The 22,444-nt window shown below is 64.3% G+C and carries 21 protein-coding genes; 17 read left to right on the top strand and 4 right to left on the bottom strand.

What is annotated here, in order from left to right; genetic code table 11:
• Positions 1-127 precede the first annotated feature (127 nt).
• From glpD to U5A57_RS07320, 8 genes are all read left to right on the top strand, one after another.
• On the top strand, positions 128-1,687 hold the full coding sequence (glpD, locus tag U5A57_RS07355; protein WP_321909472.1) for a glycerol-3-phosphate dehydrogenase: 1,560 nt from the start codon (positions 128-130) through the stop codon (positions 1,685-1,687).
• A gap of 106 nt (positions 1,688-1,793) precedes the next feature.
• Entirely contained in the window at positions 1,794-3,296 is a 1,503-nt protein-coding gene (gene glpK, locus U5A57_RS07350; protein WP_321909471.1) for a glycerol kinase GlpK, read from the top strand.
• Positions 3,297-3,410: 114 nt separating this feature from the next.
• Positions 3,411-4,127, top strand: a complete 717-nt coding sequence (locus U5A57_RS07345; protein ID WP_042261976.1) for an MIP/aquaporin family protein — start codon at positions 3,411-3,413, stop codon at positions 4,125-4,127.
• Between the two features lie 219 nt (positions 4,128-4,346).
• Positions 4,347-5,210, top strand: coding sequence for a fumarylacetoacetate hydrolase family protein (locus U5A57_RS07340; RefSeq protein WP_321909469.1), 864 nt, complete (start codon positions 4,347-4,349; stop codon positions 5,208-5,210).
• Positions 5,207-5,959 (top strand): SDR family NAD(P)-dependent oxidoreductase, encoded by a 753-nt coding sequence (locus tag U5A57_RS07335; RefSeq protein WP_321909467.1) that lies wholly within the window; start codon positions 5,207-5,209, stop codon positions 5,957-5,959. Before U5A57_RS07340 ends, U5A57_RS07335 begins: the two co-directional genes overlap by 4 nt.
• Positions 5,960-6,055: 96 nt before the next feature.
• Entirely contained in the window at positions 6,056-7,414 is a 1,359-nt protein-coding gene (locus U5A57_RS07330) for an MFS transporter (RefSeq protein ID WP_321909465.1), read from the top strand.
• Between the two features lie 24 nt (positions 7,415-7,438).
• Complete coding sequence (gene rhmD, locus U5A57_RS07325; RefSeq protein ID WP_321909463.1) at positions 7,439-8,617, top strand: L-rhamnonate dehydratase; 1,179 nt, start codon at positions 7,439-7,441, stop codon at positions 8,615-8,617.
• A gap of 54 nt (positions 8,618-8,671) precedes the next feature.
• On the top strand, positions 8,672-9,454 hold the full coding sequence (locus tag U5A57_RS07320) for an SDR family NAD(P)-dependent oxidoreductase (RefSeq protein WP_158760364.1): 783 nt from the start codon (positions 8,672-8,674) through the stop codon (positions 9,452-9,454).
• A 16-nt stretch (positions 9,455-9,470) separates the two neighbouring features.
• Here the strand turns inward: U5A57_RS07320 and U5A57_RS07315 are convergent, their stop codons facing one another.
• Entirely contained in the window at positions 9,471-10,463 is a 993-nt protein-coding gene (locus U5A57_RS07315; RefSeq protein WP_321909461.1) for a LysR family transcriptional regulator, read from the bottom strand.
• Between the two features lie 202 nt (positions 10,464-10,665).
• Here U5A57_RS07315 and rhaM point away from each other — a divergent pair, with 202 nt between their 5' ends.
• The 6 genes from rhaM to rhaS all read left to right on the top strand — a co-directional run bounded on the left by rhaM (position 10,666) and on the right by rhaS (position 16,626).
• A complete protein-coding gene (rhaM, locus tag U5A57_RS07310; protein WP_321909459.1) occupies positions 10,666-10,980 on the top strand; it encodes an L-rhamnose mutarotase in 315 nt (104 codons plus the stop codon).
• Between the two features lie 20 nt (positions 10,981-11,000).
• Complete coding sequence (locus tag U5A57_RS07305) at positions 11,001-11,906, top strand: amidohydrolase family protein (RefSeq protein ID WP_321909458.1); 906 nt, start codon at positions 11,001-11,003, stop codon at positions 11,904-11,906.
• A gap of 28 nt (positions 11,907-11,934) precedes the next feature.
• On the top strand, positions 11,935-13,473 hold the full coding sequence (locus U5A57_RS07300) for a sugar ABC transporter ATP-binding protein (RefSeq protein ID WP_321909457.1): 1,539 nt from the start codon (positions 11,935-11,937) through the stop codon (positions 13,471-13,473).
• Positions 13,470-14,525 carry an ABC transporter permease gene (locus tag U5A57_RS07295; RefSeq protein WP_321909456.1) on the top strand — a complete coding sequence of 352 codons (1,056 nt, stop codon included), beginning with the start codon at positions 13,470-13,472 and terminating at the stop codon, positions 14,523-14,525. The genes U5A57_RS07300 and U5A57_RS07295 overlap by 4 nt, the downstream gene beginning before the upstream one ends.
• Entirely contained in the window at positions 14,518-15,537 is a 1,020-nt protein-coding gene (locus tag U5A57_RS07290) for an ABC transporter permease (RefSeq protein ID WP_321909455.1), read from the top strand. The genes U5A57_RS07295 and U5A57_RS07290 overlap by 8 nt, the downstream gene beginning before the upstream one ends.
• Before the next feature lie 81 nt (positions 15,538-15,618).
• On the top strand, positions 15,619-16,626 hold the full coding sequence (rhaS, locus tag U5A57_RS07285) for a rhamnose ABC transporter substrate-binding protein (RefSeq protein WP_321909454.1): 1,008 nt from the start codon (positions 15,619-15,621) through the stop codon (positions 16,624-16,626).
• A 60-nt stretch (positions 16,627-16,686) separates the two neighbouring features.
• Here rhaS and U5A57_RS07280 read toward each other — a convergent pair whose 3' ends face one another.
• Positions 16,687-17,373 (bottom strand): SOS response-associated peptidase, encoded by a 687-nt coding sequence (locus tag U5A57_RS07280; protein ID WP_321909452.1) that lies wholly within the window; start codon positions 17,371-17,373, stop codon positions 16,687-16,689.
• A gap of 80 nt (positions 17,374-17,453) precedes the next feature.
• Between U5A57_RS07280 and U5A57_RS07275 the strand changes: the two genes are divergently transcribed.
• From U5A57_RS07275 to U5A57_RS07265, 3 genes are all read left to right on the top strand, one after another.
• Positions 17,454-17,780 (top strand): hypothetical protein, encoded by a 327-nt coding sequence (locus U5A57_RS07275; protein WP_321909451.1) that lies wholly within the window; start codon positions 17,454-17,456, stop codon positions 17,778-17,780.
• 146 nt (positions 17,781-17,926) lie between these two features.
• Positions 17,927-18,772: an alpha/beta hydrolase family protein gene (locus tag U5A57_RS07270; RefSeq protein WP_321909449.1), complete on the top strand. Its 846-nt coding sequence runs from the start codon at positions 17,927-17,929 to the stop codon at positions 18,770-18,772.
• A 213-nt stretch (positions 18,773-18,985) separates the two neighbouring features.
• Positions 18,986-19,150 carry a DUF1328 family protein gene (locus tag U5A57_RS07265; protein ID WP_027820439.1) on the top strand — a complete coding sequence of 55 codons (165 nt, stop codon included), beginning with the start codon at positions 18,986-18,988 and terminating at the stop codon, positions 19,148-19,150.
• 139 nt (positions 19,151-19,289) lie between these two features.
• Here U5A57_RS07265 and U5A57_RS07260 read toward each other — a convergent pair whose 3' ends face one another.
• Positions 19,290-20,084, bottom strand: coding sequence for an SDR family oxidoreductase (locus U5A57_RS07260; RefSeq protein ID WP_321909447.1), 795 nt, complete (start codon positions 20,082-20,084; stop codon positions 19,290-19,292).
• A gap of 154 nt (positions 20,085-20,238) precedes the next feature.
• Positions 20,239-22,371 carry a phosphocholine-specific phospholipase C gene (locus U5A57_RS07255; protein WP_321909446.1) on the bottom strand — a complete coding sequence of 711 codons (2,133 nt, stop codon included), beginning with the start codon at positions 22,369-22,371 and terminating at the stop codon, positions 20,239-20,241.
• Positions 22,372-22,444 lie beyond the last annotated feature (73 nt).

Genomic DNA, 22,444 nt, shown 5'->3' with positions numbered 1-22,444 from the left:
CATGTTCGTTTACGCGCGCCTTTCCATTCTTTCTCTGCTAAATCGAACCTTTACTTTTTCGTTAATGTTCGATAAATTTCGAATTCGAACATTCCCAGGTTCGTTTTTCTTTCAGGGACACAGCAGGGTGACTCAACAGAACCGGTACGATCTGCTCGTTGTGGGCGGCGGGATCAACGGCGCGGGCATCGCGCGCGACGCGGCCGGCCGCGGATTGTCGGTGCTCCTTTGCGAGCAGGACGACCTCGCCTCGCATACCTCGTCGTCCAGCACCAAGCTGATTCACGGCGGGCTGCGCTATCTCGAGTACAAGGAATTCGGGCTCGTGCGCAAGGCGCTGCAGGAGCGCGAAACGCTCTTGCGCGCGGCGCCCCACATCATGTGGCCGCTGCGTTTCGTCATGCCGCACATGCCGAACCTGCGCCCCGCATGGCTCATTCGCATGGGCCTGTTCCTCTACGATCATCTGGCGAAGCGCGAGCTGCTGCCGGGCTCGCGCGGCATCGACATGCGCCGCCATGCGGCGGGCGAGCCGCTCATCGATTCGATCCAGCGCGGTTTCGTCTATTCGGACGGCTGGGTCGACGACGCGCGCCTCGTCGTGCTCAACGCGCTCGACGCGCAGGAGCGCGGCGCGGACATCCTCACGCGTACGAAGCTGGTTTCCGCCGTGCGCACGAATGTCGCGAACGGTGCGGGTGGCGCGGCTGGTGAATGGCAGGCGCTGCTGCGCCGCCCGGACGGCAGCACCTTCGACGTGCGTGCGCGCGCCATCGCCAACGCGGCCGGCCCGTGGGTGGGCGAGGTCCTGCACGGCGCGCTCGGGCGCGGCGCGCAGCACAGCGTGCGGCTCGTGAAGGGCAGCCATATTGTGACGAAGCGCCTGTTCGATCACGACCACGCGTACATCTTCCAGAACCCCGACAAGCGCATCATCTTCGCGATTCCGTACGAACATGACTTCACGCTCATCGGCACGACCGACGTGGAGTATCACAACGACCCCGCGAAGGTGTCGATCGACGGCGACGAAACGCGCTATCTGTGCGAGTCGATCAACCGCTATTTCAAGCGCAAGATCTCGCCCGCCGACGTGCAATGGACTTACTCGGGCGTGCGTCCGCTGCTCGAGGAAGAGGGCGCGGAAAATGCGTCCGCCGTCACGCGCGACTACAAGCTCGAACTCGACGAAACCGCTGGCGCGCCTCTGCTTTCGGTGTTCGGCGGCAAGATCACGACCTTCCGCAAGCTCGCGGAAGAGGCTTCGGACATGCTGTGCCGCGCGCTCGGCCACGCCGCGCCTTCGTGGACGGCGGGCGCGCCGTTGCCCGGCGGCGATATCGCGAACGCGCGTTTCGAGCCCTTTGCGCAGGCATTCGCGAAGCGCCACGCGTGGCTGCCTGCCGCGCTTGCGCGCCGCTACGCGCGTGCGTACGGCACGCGCGCCGAACGTCTCGTGGGCAACGCGCAATCGCTCGCGGACCTCGGCGCCGAAGTCGCGCCGGGCATCTACGAGGCCGAATTGCGCTATTTGCGCGCCGCCGAATGGGCCACGCGCGCCGAAGATGTGCTGTGGCGCCGCTCGAAGCTGGGCCTGCATGTCGAACCGGGCACGCTCAATGGCGTGACCGCCGCAATCGATCACTGGTTTGCCGCATCAAGCGCGACGGCGACCGCGCAGCACTGAAGTTCGCCGGCACCACGCAAGCGTTTTTACGTAATACCAGGCACGTACCCCCCGCGCCGTCCCCCACGGCGCACAATCACAACTAGTACACACGGAGATGAGAGACATGCAGGAACAGTACATTCTTGCGCTCGACCAGGGCACCACGAGTTCGCGCGCCATGCTGTTCGACCGCCAGGGCAATATCGTTTCGGTCGCTCAAAAGGAATTCGAGCAGATTTATCCGCAGCCGGGCTGGGTCGAGCACGATCCGCAGGAAATCTGGTCGACGCAGGCCGGCGTGGCCGCCGAGGCCGTCACGCGCGCGGGCCTGAACGGCACCAATATCGCCGCGATTGGCATTACGAACCAGCGCGAGACGACCATCGTCTGGGACCGGGAAACGGGCCATCCCATCTATAACGCCATTGTGTGGCAGGACCGCCGCACGGCCGACTTCTGCGACTCGCTCAAGGAGCGCGGCCTCGAAGAAAAAGTGCGCGCGAAGACCGGCTTGCCGATCGACTCGTACTTCTCGGGCACCAAGATCCGCTGGATTCTCGACAACGTGCCCGGCGCACGCGAAAAAGCGCGTCAAGGCAAGCTGGCGTTCGGCACCGTGGACAGCTGGCTCGTGTGGAACTTCACGAAGCACGAACTGCACGTGACCGACGTGACGAACGCGTCGCGCACCATGCTCTTCAACATTCACACGCGCCAATGGGACGACGAGCTGCTCGACGCGCTCGAAATTCCGCGCAGCATGCTGCCCGAAGTCCGTTCGTCATCCGAAATTTATGGTCCGACCAAGACCACGGTGTTCGCCTCGAAGATTCCGCTGGCCGGCATCGCGGGCGACCAGCAGGCCGCGATGTTCGGCCAGATGTGCACGAGCACGGGCATGGTGAAGAACACCTACGGCACGGGCTGCTTCCTGATGATGAACACGGGCACGAAGCCCATCGAGTCGAAGAACAACCTCGTGACGACGATTGCCTGGCAGATCGGCGACGAGGTCAACTACGCGCTCGAAGGCAGCATCTTCATTGCGGGCGCGGTGGTGCAGTGGCTGCGCGACGGCATGGGCATTATCAAGAGCGCGCCGGAAATCGAGGCGCTCGCCGCGAGCGTGCCGCATACGGATGGCGTGTACCTCGTGCCGGCCTTCGCGGGCCTCGGCGCGCCGCACTGGAACGCGCACGCACGCGGCACGCTGTTCGGCGTGACGCGCGGCACGACCTCGGCGCATCTTGCGCGCGCGGCGCTCGATTCGATCGCGTACCAGTCGCTCGACGTGCTGGCTGCGATGGAAGCGGATTCGGGTATCAGCGTGGGCGAGTTGCGCGTGGACGGCGGCGCGAGCGCGAACAATCTGCTCATGCAGTTCCAGGCAGACCTGCTCGGCGTGGATGCGGTACGCCCGAAGATCACCGAAACCACGGCGCTCGGCGCGGCCTACCTCGCGGGCCTTGCAACGGGCTACTGGCAAAACGTGGGCGAGTTGCAGACCCAGTGGAAACTCGACCGGCGTTTCTCGCCGTCGATGCCGGCCGCGCAGGTCGACGCCTGCCGCGCGGGCTGGCAGCGCGCGGTGCGTGCGGCCAAGGCCTGGGCGGACGACTCGCACTGAGCCGCGCAATCCGCCTTTCAAACAAACAAGCATAACTAATTAACATAACCCGCAGCGGGTTCGCATGCGCTACATGCGCATGCGCCGCGCGGGCAGAGAGAGACTTCGACAATCATGTCACCCTATCTTGCGGAATTCATTGGCACGGCCATTCTCGTGCTGCTAGGCAACGGCGCTGTCGCCAACGTGCTGCTCGCGAAAACGAAGGGCAAGGGCGCCGACCTCATCGTCATCGTGATGGGCTGGGCCATGGCCGTGTTCGTGGCGGTCTACGTGACGGCCTCGTTCAGCGGCGCGCACCTCAACCCCATCGTGACGATCAGCCTCGCGCTGGCGGGCAAGTTCGCCTGGTCGAAGGTCGGCGGCTATATCGCGGCGCAGATGCTCGGCGGCATGGCGGGCGCACTGCTCGTGTGGCTCGCCTATCGCCAGCACTTCGCAAACGAAGCCGATCCGGATATCAAGCTCGCGGTGTTTTGCACGGCGCCTGCTATTCGCAGCAAGCGGCACAACGTGTTGACGGAAGCGATCTGCACCTTCGTGCTGATTCTGGGCGTGCTCTATCTGGCCTCGCCGCAGGTGGGCCTCGGCGCGCTCGACGCGCTGCCCGTGGGCCTGCTCGTGCTCGGCATCGGCATTTCGCTCGGCGGCCCGACCGGCTATGCGATGAGCCCGGCGCGCGATCTCTCGCCGCGCATCATGCACGCGCTGCTGCCCATTCCGGGCAAGCGCGACAGCGACTGGCGCTATGCGTGGATTCCGGTGTTCGGCCCGCTTGCCGGCGGCGCGGCTGCGGCCGGTCTCTATCATTACCTGCACGCAATGCACTGATGCCCGTCGCGCCTGTCTCGCAGGCGCGTTGCAGTGCACAAAGCCCGCGAACGTCAAGGCGTTCGCGGGCTTTTGTTTATCTGCGTATCTATAACGCATAACGTTTGAAAGGGCGCGATCCGGTTTCGCTATCGCCTCATGCGGCTTTCGGATTGTTCGGCTATCGCGGCGCACCTATATTGGCTGTCAACGATGCATTCCAATATCAGGAGACGCCACATGAAGCTGGTCCGCTGGGGCAGTAAGGGGGCTGAAAAGCCGGGTGTGATCGACAACGAGGGGCGCGTGCGTGATCTCTCCGGCGTCACGCCAGACGTGGCCGGCAAGCGCCTCGGCGCGGCTGCGCTGCGCGAACTCGCGGCACTCGATCTCACCGCCTTGCCGCTCGTTCCCGCCAACACCCGCCTGGGCCCGTGCGTGGGCGGCGTCGGCAAGATCGTCTGCGTGGGCCTCAACTACTCCGACCACGCCGCCGAATCGAATATGCCCGTGCCCAAGGAGCCGGTGCTCTTCCTCAAGGCAACGAGTTCCGTCACCGGCCCCAACGACGACGTGCTGATTCCTCCGGGCGCGAAGAAGGTCGACTGGGAAGTCGAGCTAGGTGTTGTGATCGGCGAAGAAGCGCGCAATGTGCCGCGCGAGCGTGCGCTCGATTATGTGGCCGGTTATTGCGTGGTCAACGATGTTTCCGAGCGCGAATGGCAGATCGAGCGCGGTGGCCAATGGGACAAGGGCAAGGGCTACGACACTTTCGCGCCGCTCGGCCCCTGGCTCGTCACACGCGACGAAGTCGCCGACCCGCAGGCGCTCGACATGTGGCTCGAAGTCGACGGCAAGCGCTACCAGAACGGCAACACGCGCACGATGATCTTCGACGTGGCCACGCTCGTTTCCTATATCAGCCAGTTCATGAGCCTGCAGCCCGGCGATGTGATCTCGACCGGCACGCCGCCGGGCGTGGGCATGGGGCAGAAGCCCGAGCCGATCTATCTGCGCGCGGGCCAGACCATGCGCCTCGGCGCGAGCGGGCTCGGCGAACAACAGCAACGCCTCGTGGCGGAACAAGGAGGGCAGGCGCAATGAATCAACTGGATCTGAAGAATCGCGTGATGGTGGTGACGGGCGGCGCACGCGGTCTGGGTTATGCCGTGGCACAACGCGCACTGCGCTCGGGCGCGGCGGTCGCGTTGTGGGACATCGACGCCGAGCGGCTCGAGCGCGCGCGCAGCGAGTTGTCGGAGCTTGGCAATGTCTCGGTGGTGACAGTCGAGTTGACCGATGAAGCGTCGGTCGAGGCCGCCGCGCAGCAAACCGTGAAGACGCACGGCGCGATTCACGCGCTCGTGAACAGCGCAGGCATTACGGGCGGCAATGGCCTCACGTGGGAGTTGCCCGTGGAGGTGTGGCGCCGCGTGATCGAAGTGAATCTGATCGGCAGCTACCTCACCTGCCGCGCCGTGGTGCCGCGCATGATCGAGCAGGGGTATGGGCGCATCGTCAATATCGCCTCCGTGGCCGGCAAGGAAGGCAATCCGAATGCTTCGCACTACAGTGCATCGAAGGCCGGAGTGATCGGGCTCACCAAGTCGCTCGGCAAGGAGCTTGCCACGAAGGGCGTGCTCGTCAATGCCGTGACGCCGGCGGCGGCCAAGACCGAGATCTTCGATTCGATGTCGCAGCAGCATATCGACTACATGCTCGCCAAGATCCCGATGAACCGCTTCCTGATGCCGGACGAGGCCGCTTCGATGATCGTGTGGCTCACGACGGAAGACTGCGCATTTAGCACCGGTTCGGTGTTCGATCTTTCGGGCGGACGCGCAACGTACTGAGGCGGCAAGCATGACCCGCGCGCATGGGTCTGATTGAGCGCGCGGGAACACGATAACGGCGCAGCGGTAACAGACAAGCGCCGACAGGAGACATTGATGTCGATCGAGGCACCTGGCTTGGCACCCACCCTGGCAGAAGCCGCTGGCCGCAAGGCCATGCGCCGCCTCTTGCCGTTCCTGCTCTTGATGTACGTGCTCGCGTTTCTCGACCGCGCGAATATCGGCTTCGCGCAAAAGGCGCTGCAGCACGATACGGGGCTGTCGGATGCGGCATTTGCCTTCGGCGCCGGCGTGTTCTTCGTCGGCTACGCGCTGTTCGAAGTGCCGAGCAATCTCGCGCTGCACCGCGTGGGCGCGCGCATCTGGATGTGCCGCATCATGGTCACGTGGGGCCTGATTTCCGCGGCCATGGCGTGGGTGCAGTCGCCTACCTCGTTCTACGTGCTGCGATTCCTGCTGGGCGTGGCCGAAGCGGGCTTCTTCCCCGGCATCATCTATTACCTCACGCAGTGGTTCCCGCAGTCCTCGCGTGCGCGCGCGATCGGCGTGTTTTATTTCGGCGCGCCGCTTGCGTTCATCTTCGGCGGGCCGTTGTCAGGACTTCTGATCGACATGCACGGCACCTTCGGGCTCGCGGGCTGGAAATGGCTCTTTCTCGTAGAGGGCGGCCTTGCCTCGGTCGTGGGCGTGTGGGCTTTCTGGTATCTCGTCGACAAGCCCGAGGACGCGCGCTGGCTGAACGCCGACGAACGCCGCGCGCTTTGCAGCGCGATCCAGCTCGATGCGCGCGAGGCCGCCGCGCATGGTCCGCGCGATGCGCTCGCTGCGTTGTTCGACCGCCGCGTGCTCGCCTATGCCGGCATCTACGCGCTGATCCAGATGAGCGTGTACGGCGTGATCTTCTTTTTGCCGCAACAGGTGGCCTCGATCGTGGGCGCATCCGTGGGATTGAAGGTGGGCCTGCTCGCGGCGGTGCCCTGGCTGTGCGCCGTGGCGCTCACGTGGATCGTGCCGCGCCGCGCGGACCGCCTGGGCGGTCATCGTGCGTGGGCTGCGCGCCTGCTCGTGATGTCGGGTGCCGGCATTGTGGTCTCGGGCCTGGCGGGCGGTCTTGGCGGCACGGCGGGCGCGATCGTCGCGATGGTCGGCCTGTGTTTCGCTGCAAGCGGCTTCATTGCGGCGCAGCCGCTCTTCTGGACCTTCCCGGCGCGCGACCTTGCGGGCGCGGCCTCGGCCAGCGGTATTGCGCTCATCAACTCGCTCGGCGGTCTGGGCGGTTTCGTCGCGCCGATGCTGCGCGCCGCCGCCGACCGGAACTTCGCTTCACACGCGGCGGGCCTCGAACTGCTCGGCCTTGCGAGCATTGCCGCCGCGCTGCTCATCCTTATCGTCGCGCCGCGCGCCGTTACCCCGGCGGCTCGTTCGTTCGAGCCGCCCGTGCGGCGCGCGCGTTAATCCACTACACAGGAGCTACGTCACATGGCCATGCCAACCATCAAACACGTGCGAGCCTTCACCGTGCGCGGCGGCGGCGCCGACTATCACGATCAACCCGACGGCCACTGGATCGACGACCACATTTCCACGCCCATGGCGCGCTATCCCGAGTATCGCCAGAGCCGCCGCTCGTTCGGCATCGACGTGCTCGGCACGCTCGTCGTGGAAGTGGAGGCGAGCGACGGCACCGTGGGCTTTGCCGTGACCACGGGCGGCGAGATCGGCGCGTTCATCGTCGAGAAGCATCTCGCGCGCTTTCTCGAAGGGCAGGTCGTTACCGACATCGAGAAGATGTGGGATCAGATGTACTACGCCACGCTCTACTACGGCCGCAAGGGCGTTGTGCTCAACACCATTTCGGGCGTCGATCTCGCGCTGTGGGACCTGCTCGGGCAGATTCGCAAGGAGCCTGTGTATCAACTGCTCGGCGGCCCGGTGCGCGACGAGCTGATGTTCTACGCGACCGGTGCGCGCCCCGACCTCGCGAAGGAAATGGGCTTCATCGGCGGCAAGCTGCCGTTGCTGCACGGTCCGGCCGAAGGCGAGGAGGGCCTCCGGAAGAACATCGAACTGCTCGCTACGATGCGCGAGCGCGTGGGCGACGACTTCTGGCTTATGTATGACTGCTGGATGAGCCTCGACGTGCGCTATGCCACGCGCCTCGCGCAAGCCGCGCAGGAGTACAACCTCAAGTGGATCGAGGAATGCCTGCCGCCCGACGACTACTGGGGCTATGCCGAACTGCGCCGCAACGTGCCGCGCGGCATGATGGTCTCCACGGGCGAACACGAGGCCACGCGCTGGGGCTTTCGCATGCTGCTGGAAATGGGGTGCTGCGACCTGATCCAGCCTGACGTGAACTGGTGCGGCGGCATGACCGAACTCATCAAGATTTCGGCGCTCGCCGACGCGCACAATGTGCTGGTCGTTCCGCATGGCTCGTCGGTGTACAGCTATCACTTCGTCGTGACGCGCCACAATTCGCCGTTCGCGGAATTCCTCATGATGGCGCCGAAGGCCGACAAGGTGGTGCCGATGTTCACGCCGCTGCTGCTCGACGAACCGGTGCCGGTGAAGGGCCGCCTCAAGGTGCCGGATGCGCCTGGCTTCGGCGTGCGGCTTAATCCGGACTGCAAACTGTCGCGTCCTTATACACATTAAGCGCAGCGAAAGCGCGCTGATCGAGGCTCATCGAAAGCTACGAGGAGAAAGCACGTGCTGCTCAAGGACAAGGTGGTGATCGTCACCGGCGGTTCGCGCGGCATCGGCCGCGCCATTGCGATTGCCAGCGCCCGCGAGGGCGCCGATGTCGCGATCAACTACTGGGGCGACAACGACGCCTCGTACGGCCGCCGCTCGGCGATCGACGAGGTCGTGGGCGAGATCGAGCGGCTAGGGCGCCGCGCGATTGCGCTGGAAGGCAACGTGGCCGCGCCGCAAACCGGCGTGGACCTCGTGAGGCAGACGGTGGAGCGCTTCGGCAAGGTCGATGTGCTCGCAAGCAATGCGGGTATCTGCCCGTTCCACTCGTTTCTCGACATGCCGCCCGCCGTGCTCGAACGCACAATAGGCGTGAACCTGAACGGCGCGTTCTATGTGACCCAGGCCGTTGCGCGTCAAATGAAGGAGCAGGGCACGGGCGGCGCGATCGTGGCGACGAGTTCGATCAGCGCGCTCGTGGGCGGCGGCATGCAAACGCACTACACGCCGACCAAGGCCGGCGTGCATTCGCTCATGCAGTCTTGCGCGATTGCGCTGGGACCCTATGGCATACGCTGCAATTCGGTGATGCCGGGCACGATCGCCACCGACCTGAACGCCGAAGACTTGAGCGACGAAAGCAAACGCGAGTACTTCGAAAAGCGCATTCCGCTCGGGCGCCTGGGTGCGCCGGAGGACGTGGCCGAATGCGTGGTGTTTCTCGCCTCGGACCGCGCGCGCTATGTGACGGGCGCGGCGTTGCTCGTCGACGGCGGGCTCTTTGTGAATCTGCAATGAGCCTGGGGCAAACGCATCAATGAGGAGCGAGCGCGGCTGCGTGCGAACCACCGTGAGCGATATCGTCCATCTTGAAGGGCTGCGAAAAGCGCCGCAACAAGCCGACGAAATGTTCGGCGGGCTCGGCAAGCGGCTCGTTCTTGCGCGTGAGCACGCCGTAGCCCGGCAGGCTCTTGCCGATTTCGAGCGGCAGCACGACGAGCAGCTTGCCGCGCACATGGTCGCGCACGACCGGCTCGGGCAGCATGGCCACGGCGTCGAAGCTTTCGAGCAGTTGCAGCGTGGCGAAGATCGAGGCCGACTCAGTGAGATTGGCGGGCGTGCCAAGACCGGCACGCGCAAGTTCGCCTTCGAACAACTCGCGCGCGGGGCTCGCAATGGGCTGTGCCACCCATGGCCAGTCCATCAGCTCCGCGAGCGTGACGTGTTCGCGCCGCGCAAGCGGATGGCGCGCGCGCACCACGAGCACGAGCGTTTCGCGTGCGATGGGCTCGAAGCTGAAATCGTTGTGCTGCAGCGGCGTGGTGAGGCGCCCGAGCGCGAGATCGACTTCGCGGCGATGCAGCAGTTGCACGACCTGGTCGCTCGTTTCGCCGAGGATGCGCACGTGCAGCAGCGGCCGTTCGGTCTTGAGCGTGGCGACGGCTTGCGCGAGCAGGTCCGGCGCGGCGCCCATGATCGCGCCCACGGTGAGCTGGCCGTGACCGCCGCGGCGCTTCACGTCGAGGTCTTCGGCAAAGCGCGTGAGTTCGGCGAGCGCGCGGCGCGCGTAGGCGAGCGTGACGACGCCAAGCGCGGTGGGCTGCATGCCGCGCGCATTGCGCTCGAAGAGCCGGAAGCCGAACGCTTCTTCGATGTCGCTCAGCATGCGGCTCGCGCTGGGTTGGGCGACGTTGATGGCGTCGGCGGCTTGATGAACGTTGCGCGCGTCGTCGAGTGCGACGAGCAAGGCGAGATGTTTGAATCTGAGCCGGTTGACGAGTGCGACGACGGCAGTTTGATGATTCATGGAGCGATCCGGTTTGTGCATCGCCCGATCCCAACATCGGATTGGTTGGCTATCGATGCGGGAATTATAGTCGGATCACAACGCGGCTAACTACGTAAAAACGCGTGCCGTTGCGCGCTGCGAAGCCAGGGCAAACACCGAGGCAACGCGCGCGAGGCGCAATGAAGCGCACGCCGAAACAAGGCTGGACGGAGACACGATCATGGAGACAATTGCGTTTCGCATGCAGCTCGATCCCGGCAAGCGGGACGAATACGAGCGGCGTCACCGCGAAATCTGGCCCGAACTCGCGAGCGCGCTGCGCGATGCGGGCGTGAAAAATTACCGCATCTTTCTCGACGAGGCGACGCACCATCTCTTCGCCGTGCTCGAACGCCGCGACGATCACACCATGGACGCGCTGCCCGAGTTGCCCGTCATGCGCAAATGGTGGGATTACATGGCCGACATCATGCAAACGGACGCGCACAACGTGCCGCTGCAACAGCCACTTGTGCAGGTTTTCCATTTGCCTTGAGCACACGCGAGGAGCATGCCATGCAGGTCGTCGATCCGCACGTCCACTTCTGGAACCTCGATACGCATCATTACCCGTGGCTCGCGAATCCGGGCACGTCGTTCGTGGGCGATGCGCGCGAGCTCAAGCACAACTATCTGCCTGACGACCTGCTGCGCGAGGCGGGCGACATCGACGTGCTCAAGGTCGTGCACGTCGAGGCGAATCACGATCCTGAAGATCCGGTGGAGGAAACGCGCTGGCTGGAGTCGATTGCGGACAACGCAGCGAATTCGGGTGAAGCACGCGCATTGCCTGACGCCATCGTGGCCGCATGCGACCTGAGTGCGCCGAACGCGGCCGCCGTACTCGAAGCGCACGCCGCCTTCGCTCGCACACGCGGCATTCGCCAGATTCTCAACGTCCACGAAAGCAAGCTCTACGACTACGTGGGCCGGCACTACATGCGCGAGGCGACATGGCGTGAGAACTTCGCGCTGCTGGAGAAGCATGGGCTTTCGTTCGACCTGCAGATTTATCCCTCGCAGATGGAAGAGGCGGCCGCACTCGCGCAAGCGCATCCCGGCATCCAGCTAGTAGTCAACCACGCGGGCATGTTCGTCGACCGCAACAGCGTGGCGGGCTACCGTGCGTGGCGAGAAGGCCTGCGCCTGCTCGCGGCGTGCCCGAACGTAGCCGTGAAAATCAGCGGACTGGCGATGTTCGACCATGAATGGAGCGTCGAGAGCCTGCGCGCTTATGTGCTGGAAGCGATCGACGCATTCGGCGCGGACCGCGCGATGTTCGCCTCGAACTTTCCGGTGGACCGCCTGTTCGGCGGCTATTCGAAGCTTTGGCACACGTACGCGTCGATCGTGAGCGGCGCGAGCGAGAGCGAGCACGCGGCGCTATTTCGCGGCAACGCTGAACGTATCTACCGCATTTGAGTGTGTGCGCAACGACATGGAGACAGGTGTGGAAGCAGAAAAAGTCACGGCCGGCGGCACTCCGCGGCTCGAGTTGCGTAACGCGAGCAAGTCGTTCGGGCGCGTGCGCGCGCTCATCGACGGCAGCTTGAGGCTCATGTCCGGCGAGGTGCACGCGCTGCTCGGCGAGAACGGCGCGGGCAAGTCGACGCTCGTGAAGATTCTCGCGGGCGTGCACCAGCCCGATGGTGGCGAAATGCGCATCGACGGCGTGGCGCGCGCGTTTGCAACGCCTGCCCAGGCCCGCGACGCTGGCATCGCGGTGATCTATCAGGAGCCCACGCTGTTCTTCGATCTTTCGATTGCGGAGAACATCTATATGGGCCGTCAGCCCGTGGATCGCGTGGGCCGCATCGACTACGACACGATGCATCGCGAAGTGGCGGCGCTGCTCGAATCGCTCGGTGTCGAACTGAAGGCAGAGCGGCTCGTGCGCGGCCTTTCGATTGCGGACCAGCAGGTGATCGAGATTGCGAAGGCGCTGTCGCTCAACGCGAACGTGCTCATCATGGACGAGCCGACTGCCGCGCTTTCGCTGCCCGAAGTCGAGCGGCTCTTTACGATAGCCCGCACGTTGCGCGACCGGGGCGTGGCGATTCTCTTCATCACGCACCGGCTCGAAGAAGTGTTCGCGCTCACGCAGCACGTGACGATCATGCGTGACGGCGCCAAGGTGTTCGACGCACCCACGGCCACGCTCAAGACTCAGGACATCGTCGCGAAGATGGTGGGGCGCGACCTCGCCACGTTCTACCCGAAGGCCGAAGTGCAGCCAGGCGACGTGATGCTGCGGGTGCGCGGGCTCACGCGCCGCGGTGTATTCAAGGACATATCGTTCGACGTGCGCGCGGGCGAGATCGTCGCGCTTGCGGGGCTCGTGGGCGCGGGGCGCAGCGAAGTGGCGCGCGCCATATTCGGCATCGATCCGTGTGATGCGGGGCAAGTCCAGATCGCGGGCAAGCCGCTCGCGTCCGGCATGCCCGCCGCTGCTGTGAAAGCAGGCCTTGCGCTCGTGCCGGAGGACCGGCGTCAGCAAGGCCTTGCCCTCGAACTGAGCATTGCGCGCAATGCGTCGCTCACGGTGCTCGGGCGGCTCGTGCGCTTCGGCCTCATCTCCACGGGGCGCGAAGTGCAGCTGGCCGGACAGTGGGGCACGCGCCTGCGCCTGAAGGCGAGCGATCTGAACGCACCGGTGGGCACGCTTTCGGGCGGCAACCAGCAGAAGGTGGTGCTCGGCAAGTGGCTTGCCACAGGACCGAAGGTGCTCATCATCGACGAACCGACGCGCGGCATTGACGTGGGCGCGAAGGCGGAAGTCTACGGCGCACTCGCAGAACTCGTGAAAGAGGGCATGGCCGTGCTGATGATTTCGAGCGAACTGCCCGAAGTGCTCGGCATGGCGGACCGCGTGCTCGTCATGCACGAAGGCCGCATTACGGCCGATATTGCGCGCGCCGACGCCAACGAAGAGCGCATCATGAGCGCCGCGCTCGGCGAGACCAACATTCATCTGGGGCACGCCGCATGATGCGCCATTCCACTTCTCCTCATCCCTTGCACGGCGGCGAGCCGCGCGCGCAGCGGCGCAACGCTGGCGCGTGGGCCGAAGCGCTGGCGCGCAGCCGCGAGACCACGCTCTTCGTCGTCCTGCTGCTGATCGTGGGCGGCACGGCGCTCGCGCGGCCGCAATTCCTCAATCTGCAGAATCTGCGCGACGTGCTGCTGAACGTCTCCATCGTGAGCTTGCTCACGGCGGGCATGACGATCGTGATCCTGATGCGCCATATCGATCTCTCGATCGGGTCGACGGTCGGCATCAGCGCCTATGGCGTGGGCAGTCTTTACGTGGCGTTCCCGCATATGCCGGTGCTCGTTGCGCTCGTCGCGGGGCTTGCCATCGGACTCGTTGCGGGCGCAATCAATGCGTTGCTCGTGGCAGTAGGGCGTGTGCCGTCGCTCGTCGCGACGCTCTCCACGCTCTACATTTTCCGCGGCGCCGATTATGCGTGGGTGCACGGCGGGCAGATCAACGCCACGAGCCTGCCCGATGCGTTTTCGCGGCTCGCCACGGGCTCGGTGCTCGGCATTCCGGTGCTGGCGCTCATCGCGCTCGTATTGCTCGCCGGACTTTCGGTGTATCTCAAGCAGTTCCGGCCGGGCCGCGAGTACTACGCGATTGGCTCGAACCCGGAAGCGGCGCGGCTTGCCGGCATCAATGTGGAGCGCCGTGTCGCGACGGGCTTTCTGATCAGCGGCGCGATAGCGGGCCTGGCTGGCGCGCTGTGGCTCTCCCGCTTCGGCACCGTGGATGCGAGCACCGCGAACGGCATCGAACTGCAGGTGGTCGCGGCCGCCGTGGTTGGCAGCGTGGCGATCACGGGCGGCGTGGGCACGATACTCGGCGCGACGCTCGGCGCGCTCGTGCTGGGCGTGATCAGCATTGCGCTCGTGGTGCTGCATGTCTCGCCATTCTGGGAACAGGCGATTCAAGGCGCGCTGATCGTGGCCGCCATCGCCGCCGATACGCTGCTCGCCCGCTCCGTGGCAAAACGCATGATGAGGAAACGCGACCATGGCTAAGAACGCCCCGAAACCCGACGCCGCGCTGCTCACGCGCAAGCCCGGCTTGCCGCTTAGCTGGGAAGCGCTGCTCGTCGTCATTCTCATTGCCTCGCTGGTGGTGGGGCGCGTGCTCTCACCCGTGTTCCTCACGGGCGCGAATATCAGCAACGTGCTCGCCGATCTCACCGAAGTCGCGCTCATGGCGTTGCCGATGACGCTCATCATCGTCGCCGCCGAAATCGATCTTTCCGTGGCCTCGGTGCTCGGCGCTTCGAGTGCGTTGCTCGGCGTGCTTTGGCACATGGGCTTGCCGATGCCCCTCGCCATGGCGCTCGTGCTCGTGGCGGGCGGCCTCGCGGGCCTCTTCAACGGGCTCGTGATCGTGAAGCTCAATCTGCCTTCGCTGGCGGTGACGATCGGCACGCTCGCGCTCTTTCGCGGGCTGGCTTACGTGCTGCTCGGCGACCAGGCGATTGCCGACTTTCCGCCGGGCTATACGCTCTTTGGCATGAGCAACCTGGGCAGCACGTTCATTCCGCTGCCGTTCCTGATCGTCGCGGCATGCGCCATCGTGTTCACGATCCTGCTGCAGGCGACCGCTTTCGGCCGCAGCCTCTACGCGATCGGCGCGAACAGTACGGCCGCATCGTTCTCGGGCATCGACGTGCCGAAGATCAAGCTGCGCCTGTTCGTGATGTCGGGCGTGATGAGCGCGCTCGCGGGCATTGTCTATACGCTGCGCTTCACGAGCGCGCGCGGCGACAACGGCGAGGGCTTCGAGCTTTCGGTGATCGCGGCGGTGCTGTTCGGCGGCGTGAGCATCTTTGGCGGGCGCGGGTCGATGTATGGCGTGCTGCTCTCGCTTCTGATCGTAGGTGTACTGAAGAATGCGCTCACGCTCGTCGATGTCTCGAGCGAGACGCTCACGATCGTGACCGGAGCGCTGCTGCTGGCGTCGGTGCTGATCCCGAATCTCGCGGCGCGCTGGCGCACGCTGCGCGACAAACGCGCGCTCGCACGGGCGGCTTGAGCATGGTGTGAAAGAGGGCAATGAAGTCAAGAGGTAGTCAAATCAACCGGATGCGTCCGGTACCCATCGAGGAGACGGTTCATGAGAAAGCCAGTACGTCACGTGTGCACGGCCTTGCTGTGCGCGATGCTAGTGGGAGGCGGTGTCGCGGCGCATGCGGCCGGCATCAAGGAGGGGCTGAAGATCGCGTTCGTGCCCAAGCAGATCAACAACCCCTATGAGGTGATCGCCGATAACGGCGGCCTGGACGCCATCAAGGAGTTCAAGGGCGAGGGCAAGGCGGTCGGGCCTTCGGACGCGGGCGCGTCCTCGCAGGTCTCGTACATCAACACGCTCACCACGCAGCACCAGGACGCGATCGTCATCGCGGCCAATGACGCGAACGCGCTCGTGCCGTATTTGAAGCGCGCGATGGATCAGGGCATCAAGGTCGTCACGTTCGATTCGGACACGGCGCCCGAAGGACGGCAGATCTTCGTGAACCAGGCGAATGCGGAAGGCATTGGCCGCGGCCAGATCCAGCTCGTTTCGAAGCTGATGGGCGGCGAGGGCGAGTTCGCGATTCTCTCGGCCACGCCCAACGCGACGAACCAGAACACCTGGATCAAGTGGATGCAGGAAGAGCTGAAGAAGCCCGAGTATTCGAAGATGAAGCTCGTGAAAATCGCCTACGGCAACGACGACGACCAGAAGTCCTTCGTCGAAACGCAAGGCTTGCTGCAGGCGTATCCGAACCTGAAGGCGATCGTTGCGCCCACATCGGTCGGCATCGCGGCGGCGGCGCGTTACATTTCCTCGTCGCCGAGCAAGGGCAAAGTGGTGGTGACAGGCCTCGGTACGCCTAACCAGATGCGCGCGTTCGTGAAGAACGGCACCGTGAAGGCGTTCCAGCTTTGGGACCCGGGTGCACTCGGTTATCTCGCTGCGTATGCTGCCGCCAATCTGGCTTCGGGCACGATCACGGGCAAGGAAGGCGAGTCCTTTGATGCGGGCAAGCTCGGCAAGCGCACGATCGGCAAGAGCGGCGAAGTGATTCTCGGACCGCCCACGACGTTCGACGCATCGAATATCGATAACTTCAACTTCTGATTGGCGTTGCCTGCGGGTTGACGCGGAGTGCTGAACGACCCGGCTTGCCCGGGTCGTTTTTTACTTGTCGTTCGTTTCGGGCTTCGCCGTGGCGCGCGGCGGCATGGGCTGAGGCTCGGCCGCCATACCGTCAGCCGGGTAAAGATTGAGAAACGATCTCGCTTCGTCCATCGAGCGGCTCGCCAGCCAGTTTTCATACTCGGAAGGCGGCACGATCACCACCGAACGTTTCTCGTCCCCGGGCTTGTGAAAGCGGTTCATGAGCGGATGCTCGCTTGCATTGACAGTGAGCATCGTGAACGAGTACGCACGGCCGGCCTCGCCTTCGTCCCACTCGCGCCATAAGCCGGCAATGGCGAACGGCGCGCCATCGGCAAGACCAATGCGCCAGCGCACCGCCTTGCCGGTCTCGTAGCTCGGCTCGAAAAACGCCTCGCACGGAATCAAACAAAGTTGCAGCTTTTTCCACGCGCCACTGAAACTGCGCTTTTCACCCACTGATTCGGCGCGCGCATTCATCGTGTCGAACACTTTCACGCCGGGCGGAATGTGCTTGCGCGGCACCATGCCGAAGGTCGCGAGCAGGGCTTCGCGCGCGTCGGGCTTATCCGGCACCTCGCTCGCCCGGCGGATCACCGGCGCGGCATAGTCCTTGTAGATCTCGTCGCGCCAAGGGTCGTCCGGCGGCAGGACGCCGTAGTGCCTGAAGAGGTAGTCGCGGCGTGCGGCGGCGTAGTTCGTGCACATGGTCGTCTCTCCGTCCCGTCCTTCAGAATCATTCTGACATGTGATAGGCTGTATAAATATACAGTGTTTTGGGGCGGAAAATGGGACGGGATCATCGTCACTTCCCTCCGCTCACGGCAGCGGAGCTGGCTGAAATCTACGACCGGCATCCCTTGCCCGTCGTATTGCGGTTGCTTTGGGAAATCCACCGGTTGCGCTCCACCATCAGCCGGGCGAACCAGATCCGGCTGACGATCGGCAAGCGCGTGGGCACGGCGAATACGCCTGCAGGCATGTGGGAGCGTTTCGAGCAGGACCTCGACGCGGAGCCGTGTTTGACCGATCCGCTCACGGCGCGCCAAAAGGGTTTGTTGCATGAGGGCGAGCCGCAGGGGCGGCTGCGACGCAGGCGGCGCAATGGCGATTGAGCGTCCCCCATCATGTGGGCTCCCCCACGTTTGTGAACAATTCGCAATAAATCGTATGGCACGTTGAAATTTGGTTGTAAGTGGCCCTTGTTAGAGTCCCTGAAAGCAGTTGTCTTTCGTGGCAGTCAACACAAGAGCGACTTCTCATGGCTATTGTCCGTACATGCTGGTTCGTTCTGGCGCTGCTTCTCAGTGCTCCCGTCTGGGCATACCAGACGCGTGTCGTCTCGATCCCAAGCACCGCGATGCAGCGCTCGTTCGACGCGACCGTCGTCCTGCCCGACGACTACGCGCGCGGCAACCACGCCGCGCGTTTTCCGGTCATCTACGTGCTGCACGGCTCGGGCGGCAGTTATGCCGACTGGACCTCGAACACCCACATCGGCAAGCTCGCCGACCGTTACCACGTGGTGCTGGTGATGCCGGACGGCGGCCACGAAAGCTGGTACATCGACAGCCCGTTCGATCGGAGCAGCCGTTATGAGACCTATGTCGGCAACGAGGTCGTGTCGTATATCGACATGCATTTCCGCACGATCGCCACGCGCGAGGGGCGCGCGATCACGGGTTTGAGCATGGGTGGTTTCGGCGCGCTGCGCATTGCGCTGGACCGGCAGGAGACGTTCGGCGCGGCCGGCAGCATTAGCGGCGCCGTCGATCCGCGCAATTGCGACGACGAACCCGGCATCGCTCACGTATTCGGCGATCCCGCGCGGCACGCGTCGTTCTGGAACAGCAATGCGATCGTGGATAGTGCGCAGGACTTCGAGCATGCGCATATCGCGCTCACCATCGACTGCGGTGTGAGCGACTTCTTCGTGCAGTCGAACCGTACGCTGCACGAAAAGCTCGTCGAACTGGGCGTGCCTCACGACTATGCGGAACGCCCGGGTGGCCATACGTGGTCCTACTGGTCGAACTCGATCCGCTATCAGGTGCTCTTCTTCGCCACGACATTCCAGCGCGCCGGCTGGCATCCGCAAGTGGCGTAACGCGTCGCGGCTCGCGCGCGTTTGCCAACATCTTTCCATCACACGATTGCCCGCAGCGCGTGCCCGACCTCAGGCACCGCGTTTGCTCCAATGGTCCTGCAGGGATGGGCGCGTAGATCCGTCCCGCTCAACCAGATGCCGGGCATCGGGCGACCGCACGCGGGGCGCGGCGACCACCCTTGAGCCGGATCACACCGGGTGCAGGAGGACGTCATGCTTCAATACGCTGTCATTTTCTTTATCATCGCGATCATCGCGGCCGTGTTCGGTTTCGGCGGCATCGCGGCGGGTGCGGCATCGATCGCCAAGATCCTGTTCTTCATCTTCCTCGTGGTTTTCCTCGTCACGTTGCTGCTTGGCGTCGTGAGAAGGGGCTAATCGGCGAGCCACGTTTGTTACGCTTGTTGCAGTCGAAGTGCAGCCCGCCCGCGCGGGCTGCACTTTTTTGTGTTCAATGCTCTGTTGCGTGTTGTGATTCGTATAACGAATCAAATCCGTGCCCTCGCGGCCGGGCGAGTCACGCGATGGTATCTACCACGCCGCCATCCACGCGCAACGCCGCGCCCGTCGTGGCCGATGCTTCCTTCGAACACGCGTAGACGATCATGTTCGCCACTTCCTCCACGCTCGCCGCGCGGCGGATGATGGAAGAGGCACGATGCGTCTGCACGAACTGCGCGGCGACTTCCTCGACGGTTTTGCCCGAAGCGGCCACTTCGTCCTTGAGCATATGCGACACGCCTTCCGAAAGCGTCGGGCCCGGCAGCACCGAATTGACCGTGACGCCGGTACCCGCCAGGCGCTTGGCGAGGCCGCGCGCGAGCGCGAGTTGCGCGGTTTTCGTCATGCCGTAATGAATCATGTCGGCGGGAATGTTCAACCCCGATTCCGATGAAATGAACACAATGCGCCCCCAGCCACGCTTGACCATCGCGTTCGCATAGGCGCGCGAGAGGCGTACGCCCGACATCACATTCGTTTCGAAGAAACGCAGCCATTCGGCATCGGGAATCTCGAAGAAGTCCTGCTGCTGAAACACGCCGAGATTGTTCACGAGAATGTCCACCTGCGGATGCGCCTTCACGAGTGCGTCGCATCCCTCTGCGTTGGAAAGATCGCCGACGAAGCCTTGCACCCGCGCACCGGGCGCCGCGGTGCGCAGCGCCGCCTCGGCTTCGCGCACGCTTTCGGTGCGACGGCTGCTGACGATCACGTCGGCGCCCGAGAGCGCGAGGCCTTTCGCCGCGGCAAGACCGATGCCGGCAGCCGAGCCGGTGACGAGCGCGAGTTTTCCAGTCAGATCGATTTTCATGCGGGCTCCTTGAGGGGGGAGGCAGGCCACGCTTCTGAACGCGCGTTGAACGTGCGGGGCGCAACGCCGGTCGCGGCCATCGTGAAGGGAACGGGCAGTGTACTGCGCAGCGGCGTTCGAGGTATTCTCGGGCGCCTCAGTCGACTCACTCACCTCATTCACCCATAGCCGGATCGCTCACGCTGTCCCTGCCGGTTTCCAGACGGCCCGCAAAGCGCCGCAATACACCGTTCTCCGCGCTTAACGTGAAGTCGTACCAGCCGCCCGAATCCGCGAGCGCCCAGTTCGGCTGCACCTGCTCGCCGGAGCGTAACGCGTAAGTCCACGGTCCGTCGATGCGGTAGGCATTGGCCGCTATGGTCACGTTCGAAGCCGTGCTTGCGCGATTCGCGATGCCAAGCTCGAGCGTATTGTTCGCGGCGTCATGGCGCACGCGCACTTCAGGATTCGGCCCGTGCACCGCCGCGCGCACGTTGCCCTCGAATGCGCGATGAAAGCCGTTCGGCCCAAGCACCCACAGGCGGTATGCGCCGTTGTCGGAGGCAGCGGGTGTCCAGGTGTCGTGCAATGTCTTGCCTGCCTCGACGGTGTAGCGGCGCGGCGGCTTGTCGAGGTGAAGCTGGTTGTACACGTGAAATACGGCGCCGGCCTTTCCTTCGTTGCCGAACTCCAGCTGAATCTTGTGATGACGCCCGTCGACGCTCGCATCCACGTTGAGGCGGTACGGCAGTGCGCGCGAGGGCCGCGCCTTGCGCGCCTGCTGCGGCATGGTCTGCAGGTCGGGCTGCGGCACCGGCACGGGTTTGAGGGCGTTCTGTTGCTTGTTCAACGCGTCGGCGGCGGCTTTCGTCGGCGCGGAAAACGTTTGCACCGGCTTTTCGTTCGGTGTGCTGAAATTGAATGCCGAGGTGAGGTCGCCGAATACGGCACGCCGCCACGGGCTGATGTTCGTCTCACGCACGCCGAAGCGCGCTTCGATGAAGCGCAGCACTGACGTGTGATCGAAAACTTCCGAGTTCACATAGCCGCCCGTGCTCCACGGCGAGACGACGATCATCGGCACGCGCGGCCCAGGCCCGAATGGCAGGCCGTCTGGCTTGACCGGCTTGCCGTCGCCGGGAGGATTCGGCATGGTGAAGTATTCGTGGCGCGTGCTGGTGGTGGATTTGCCCGCGTACTCGCCATCCTTGATGGGCGAGGGCGGGCAAGGCGGCGGCATGTGATCGAAGAAGCAATCGTTCTCGTCGAAGTTCACGAAGAGCACTGTCTTGCTCCAGATGTCCGGGTTGCGCGTGAGCGCTTCGAGCAGCTTCTGGAGGTAGTAGGCGCCCTGGCCTGGCGTCGATACGGCTGGGTGCTCGCTATAGTCCTGCGGCGCGACGATCCAGCTCACCTGAGGCAACCGGTTCGCCGCGATATCGTCATTGAGCGCCTGCAGGAAGCCGCCATCGGGCATCGTATTACCGACGCCCTTGTACAAAGGTTCGCGCGCGTCGAGCGCCTCGGTCCACGGCACGTTGGGCGAACCGTCGATTGCCTCGAGCGCCTTGCGATAGCTCGCGAACCCGACGAGCGGATTGTCCGTGTAGTTATCGGGCTGATTCTCATACACCTTCCACGTTACGCCTGCGGCCTGCAAGCGTTCGGGATACGTGGTCCATTTCAGGCCCGTGGCCGGCGCGGCGATGTTGTCCCAGCCGTTGTTGTCGACCACCGCGTATGGCGAGGCCGTGGGGCCATTGGTGCCGGTGAACAGAAAGAGCCGGTTCGAGTTGGTGCCGCCGTGCAGCGAGCAATAGTAGGCGTCGCAGATCGTGAAGGCGTTGGCGAGCGCGAAATGAAACGGCAGGTCGGCGGCCTGAAAGTAACCCATTGAAGCGTCGCCCTTGAACTTGGGCCAGTGCGTCATGCGGCCATGGTCCCAGGCCTCGTGGGCGTCGGCCCAGTTGTGTGCGCCGCCCGCGAGCAACGCGTTGCCTTTGCGGCTGTCCAGGTAGAACGGCAGCAGCGTGCGTGAGCCATCGCTCTGCTGCCAGACATCGGCGCCGCCGGGTAGCGGAATCGTGAAGCGGTCCGAGAAGCCGCGCACACCGGGCAGCGTGCCGAAGTAGTGGTCGAAGGCTCGGTTTTCCTGCATGAAGACGACGATATGCTGCACGTCTTCAATCGTTCCGGTCGCATTGTTTGCAGGAATGGCCAGCGCCCGCTGGATGGCGGGCGAAGCGAGGCTGAGCGTGGCGCCCGCGGCGGCGGCGCGAAGGAAATCACGGCGGTCCATCGAAGTCATGTTGTGTTCGCGTTGTTGTCGTTGTACTCGCGACCATTAGCATGACACGTTGGCGCCGCCGCGGGCGCTCGAT

Source organism: Paraburkholderia sp. J11-2 (assembly GCF_905220185.1).
GTDB lineage: Bacteria > Pseudomonadota > Gammaproteobacteria > Burkholderiales > Burkholderiaceae > Paraburkholderia.
This window is presented reverse-complemented; position numbering and strand designations above follow the sequence as displayed.

What these genes read in the sequence shown, in the direction of transcription:
- glpK (WP_321909471.1), top strand. Translation starts at nt 1,794, where the DNA reads ATGCAGGAACAGTACATTCTTGCGCTCGACCAGGGCACCACGAGTTCG.
- U5A57_RS07345 (WP_042261976.1), top strand. Translation starts at nt 3,411, where the DNA reads ATGTCACCCTATCTTGCGGAATTCATTGGCACGGCCATTCTCGTGCTG.
- U5A57_RS07340 (WP_321909469.1), top strand. Translation starts at nt 4,347, where the DNA reads ATGAAGCTGGTCCGCTGGGGCAGTAAGGGGGCTGAAAAGCCGGGTGTG.
- U5A57_RS07335 (WP_321909467.1), top strand. Translation starts at nt 5,207, where the DNA reads ATGAATCAACTGGATCTGAAGAATCGCGTGATGGTGGTGACGGGCGGC.
- U5A57_RS07330 (WP_321909465.1), top strand. Translation starts at nt 6,056, where the DNA reads ATGTCGATCGAGGCACCTGGCTTGGCACCCACCCTGGCAGAAGCCGCT.
- rhmD (WP_321909463.1), top strand. Translation starts at nt 7,439, where the DNA reads ATGGCCATGCCAACCATCAAACACGTGCGAGCCTTCACCGTGCGCGGC.
- U5A57_RS07315 (WP_321909461.1), bottom strand. Translation starts at nt 10,463, where the DNA reads ATGAATCATCAAACTGCCGTCGTCGCACTCGTCAACCGGCTCAGATTC.
- rhaM (WP_321909459.1), top strand. Translation starts at nt 10,666, where the DNA reads ATGGAGACAATTGCGTTTCGCATGCAGCTCGATCCCGGCAAGCGGGAC.
- U5A57_RS07305 (WP_321909458.1), top strand. Translation starts at nt 11,001, where the DNA reads ATGCAGGTCGTCGATCCGCACGTCCACTTCTGGAACCTCGATACGCAT.
- U5A57_RS07295 (WP_321909456.1), top strand. Translation starts at nt 13,470, where the DNA reads ATGATGCGCCATTCCACTTCTCCTCATCCCTTGCACGGCGGCGAGCCG.
- U5A57_RS07290 (WP_321909455.1), top strand. Translation starts at nt 14,518, where the DNA reads ATGGCTAAGAACGCCCCGAAACCCGACGCCGCGCTGCTCACGCGCAAG.
- rhaS (WP_321909454.1), top strand. Translation starts at nt 15,619, where the DNA reads ATGAGAAAGCCAGTACGTCACGTGTGCACGGCCTTGCTGTGCGCGATG.
- U5A57_RS07280 (WP_321909452.1), bottom strand. Translation starts at nt 17,373, where the DNA reads ATGTGCACGAACTACGCCGCCGCACGCCGCGACTACCTCTTCAGGCAC.
- U5A57_RS07275 (WP_321909451.1), top strand. Translation starts at nt 17,454, where the DNA reads ATGGGACGGGATCATCGTCACTTCCCTCCGCTCACGGCAGCGGAGCTG.
- U5A57_RS07270 (WP_321909449.1), top strand. Translation starts at nt 17,927, where the DNA reads ATGGCTATTGTCCGTACATGCTGGTTCGTTCTGGCGCTGCTTCTCAGT.
- U5A57_RS07265 (WP_027820439.1), top strand. Translation starts at nt 18,986, where the DNA reads ATGCTTCAATACGCTGTCATTTTCTTTATCATCGCGATCATCGCGGCC.
- U5A57_RS07260 (WP_321909447.1), bottom strand. Translation starts at nt 20,084, where the DNA reads ATGAAAATCGATCTGACTGGAAAACTCGCGCTCGTCACCGGCTCGGCT.
- U5A57_RS07255 (WP_321909446.1), bottom strand. Translation starts at nt 22,371, where the DNA reads ATGACTTCGATGGACCGCCGTGATTTCCTTCGCGCCGCCGCCGCGGGC.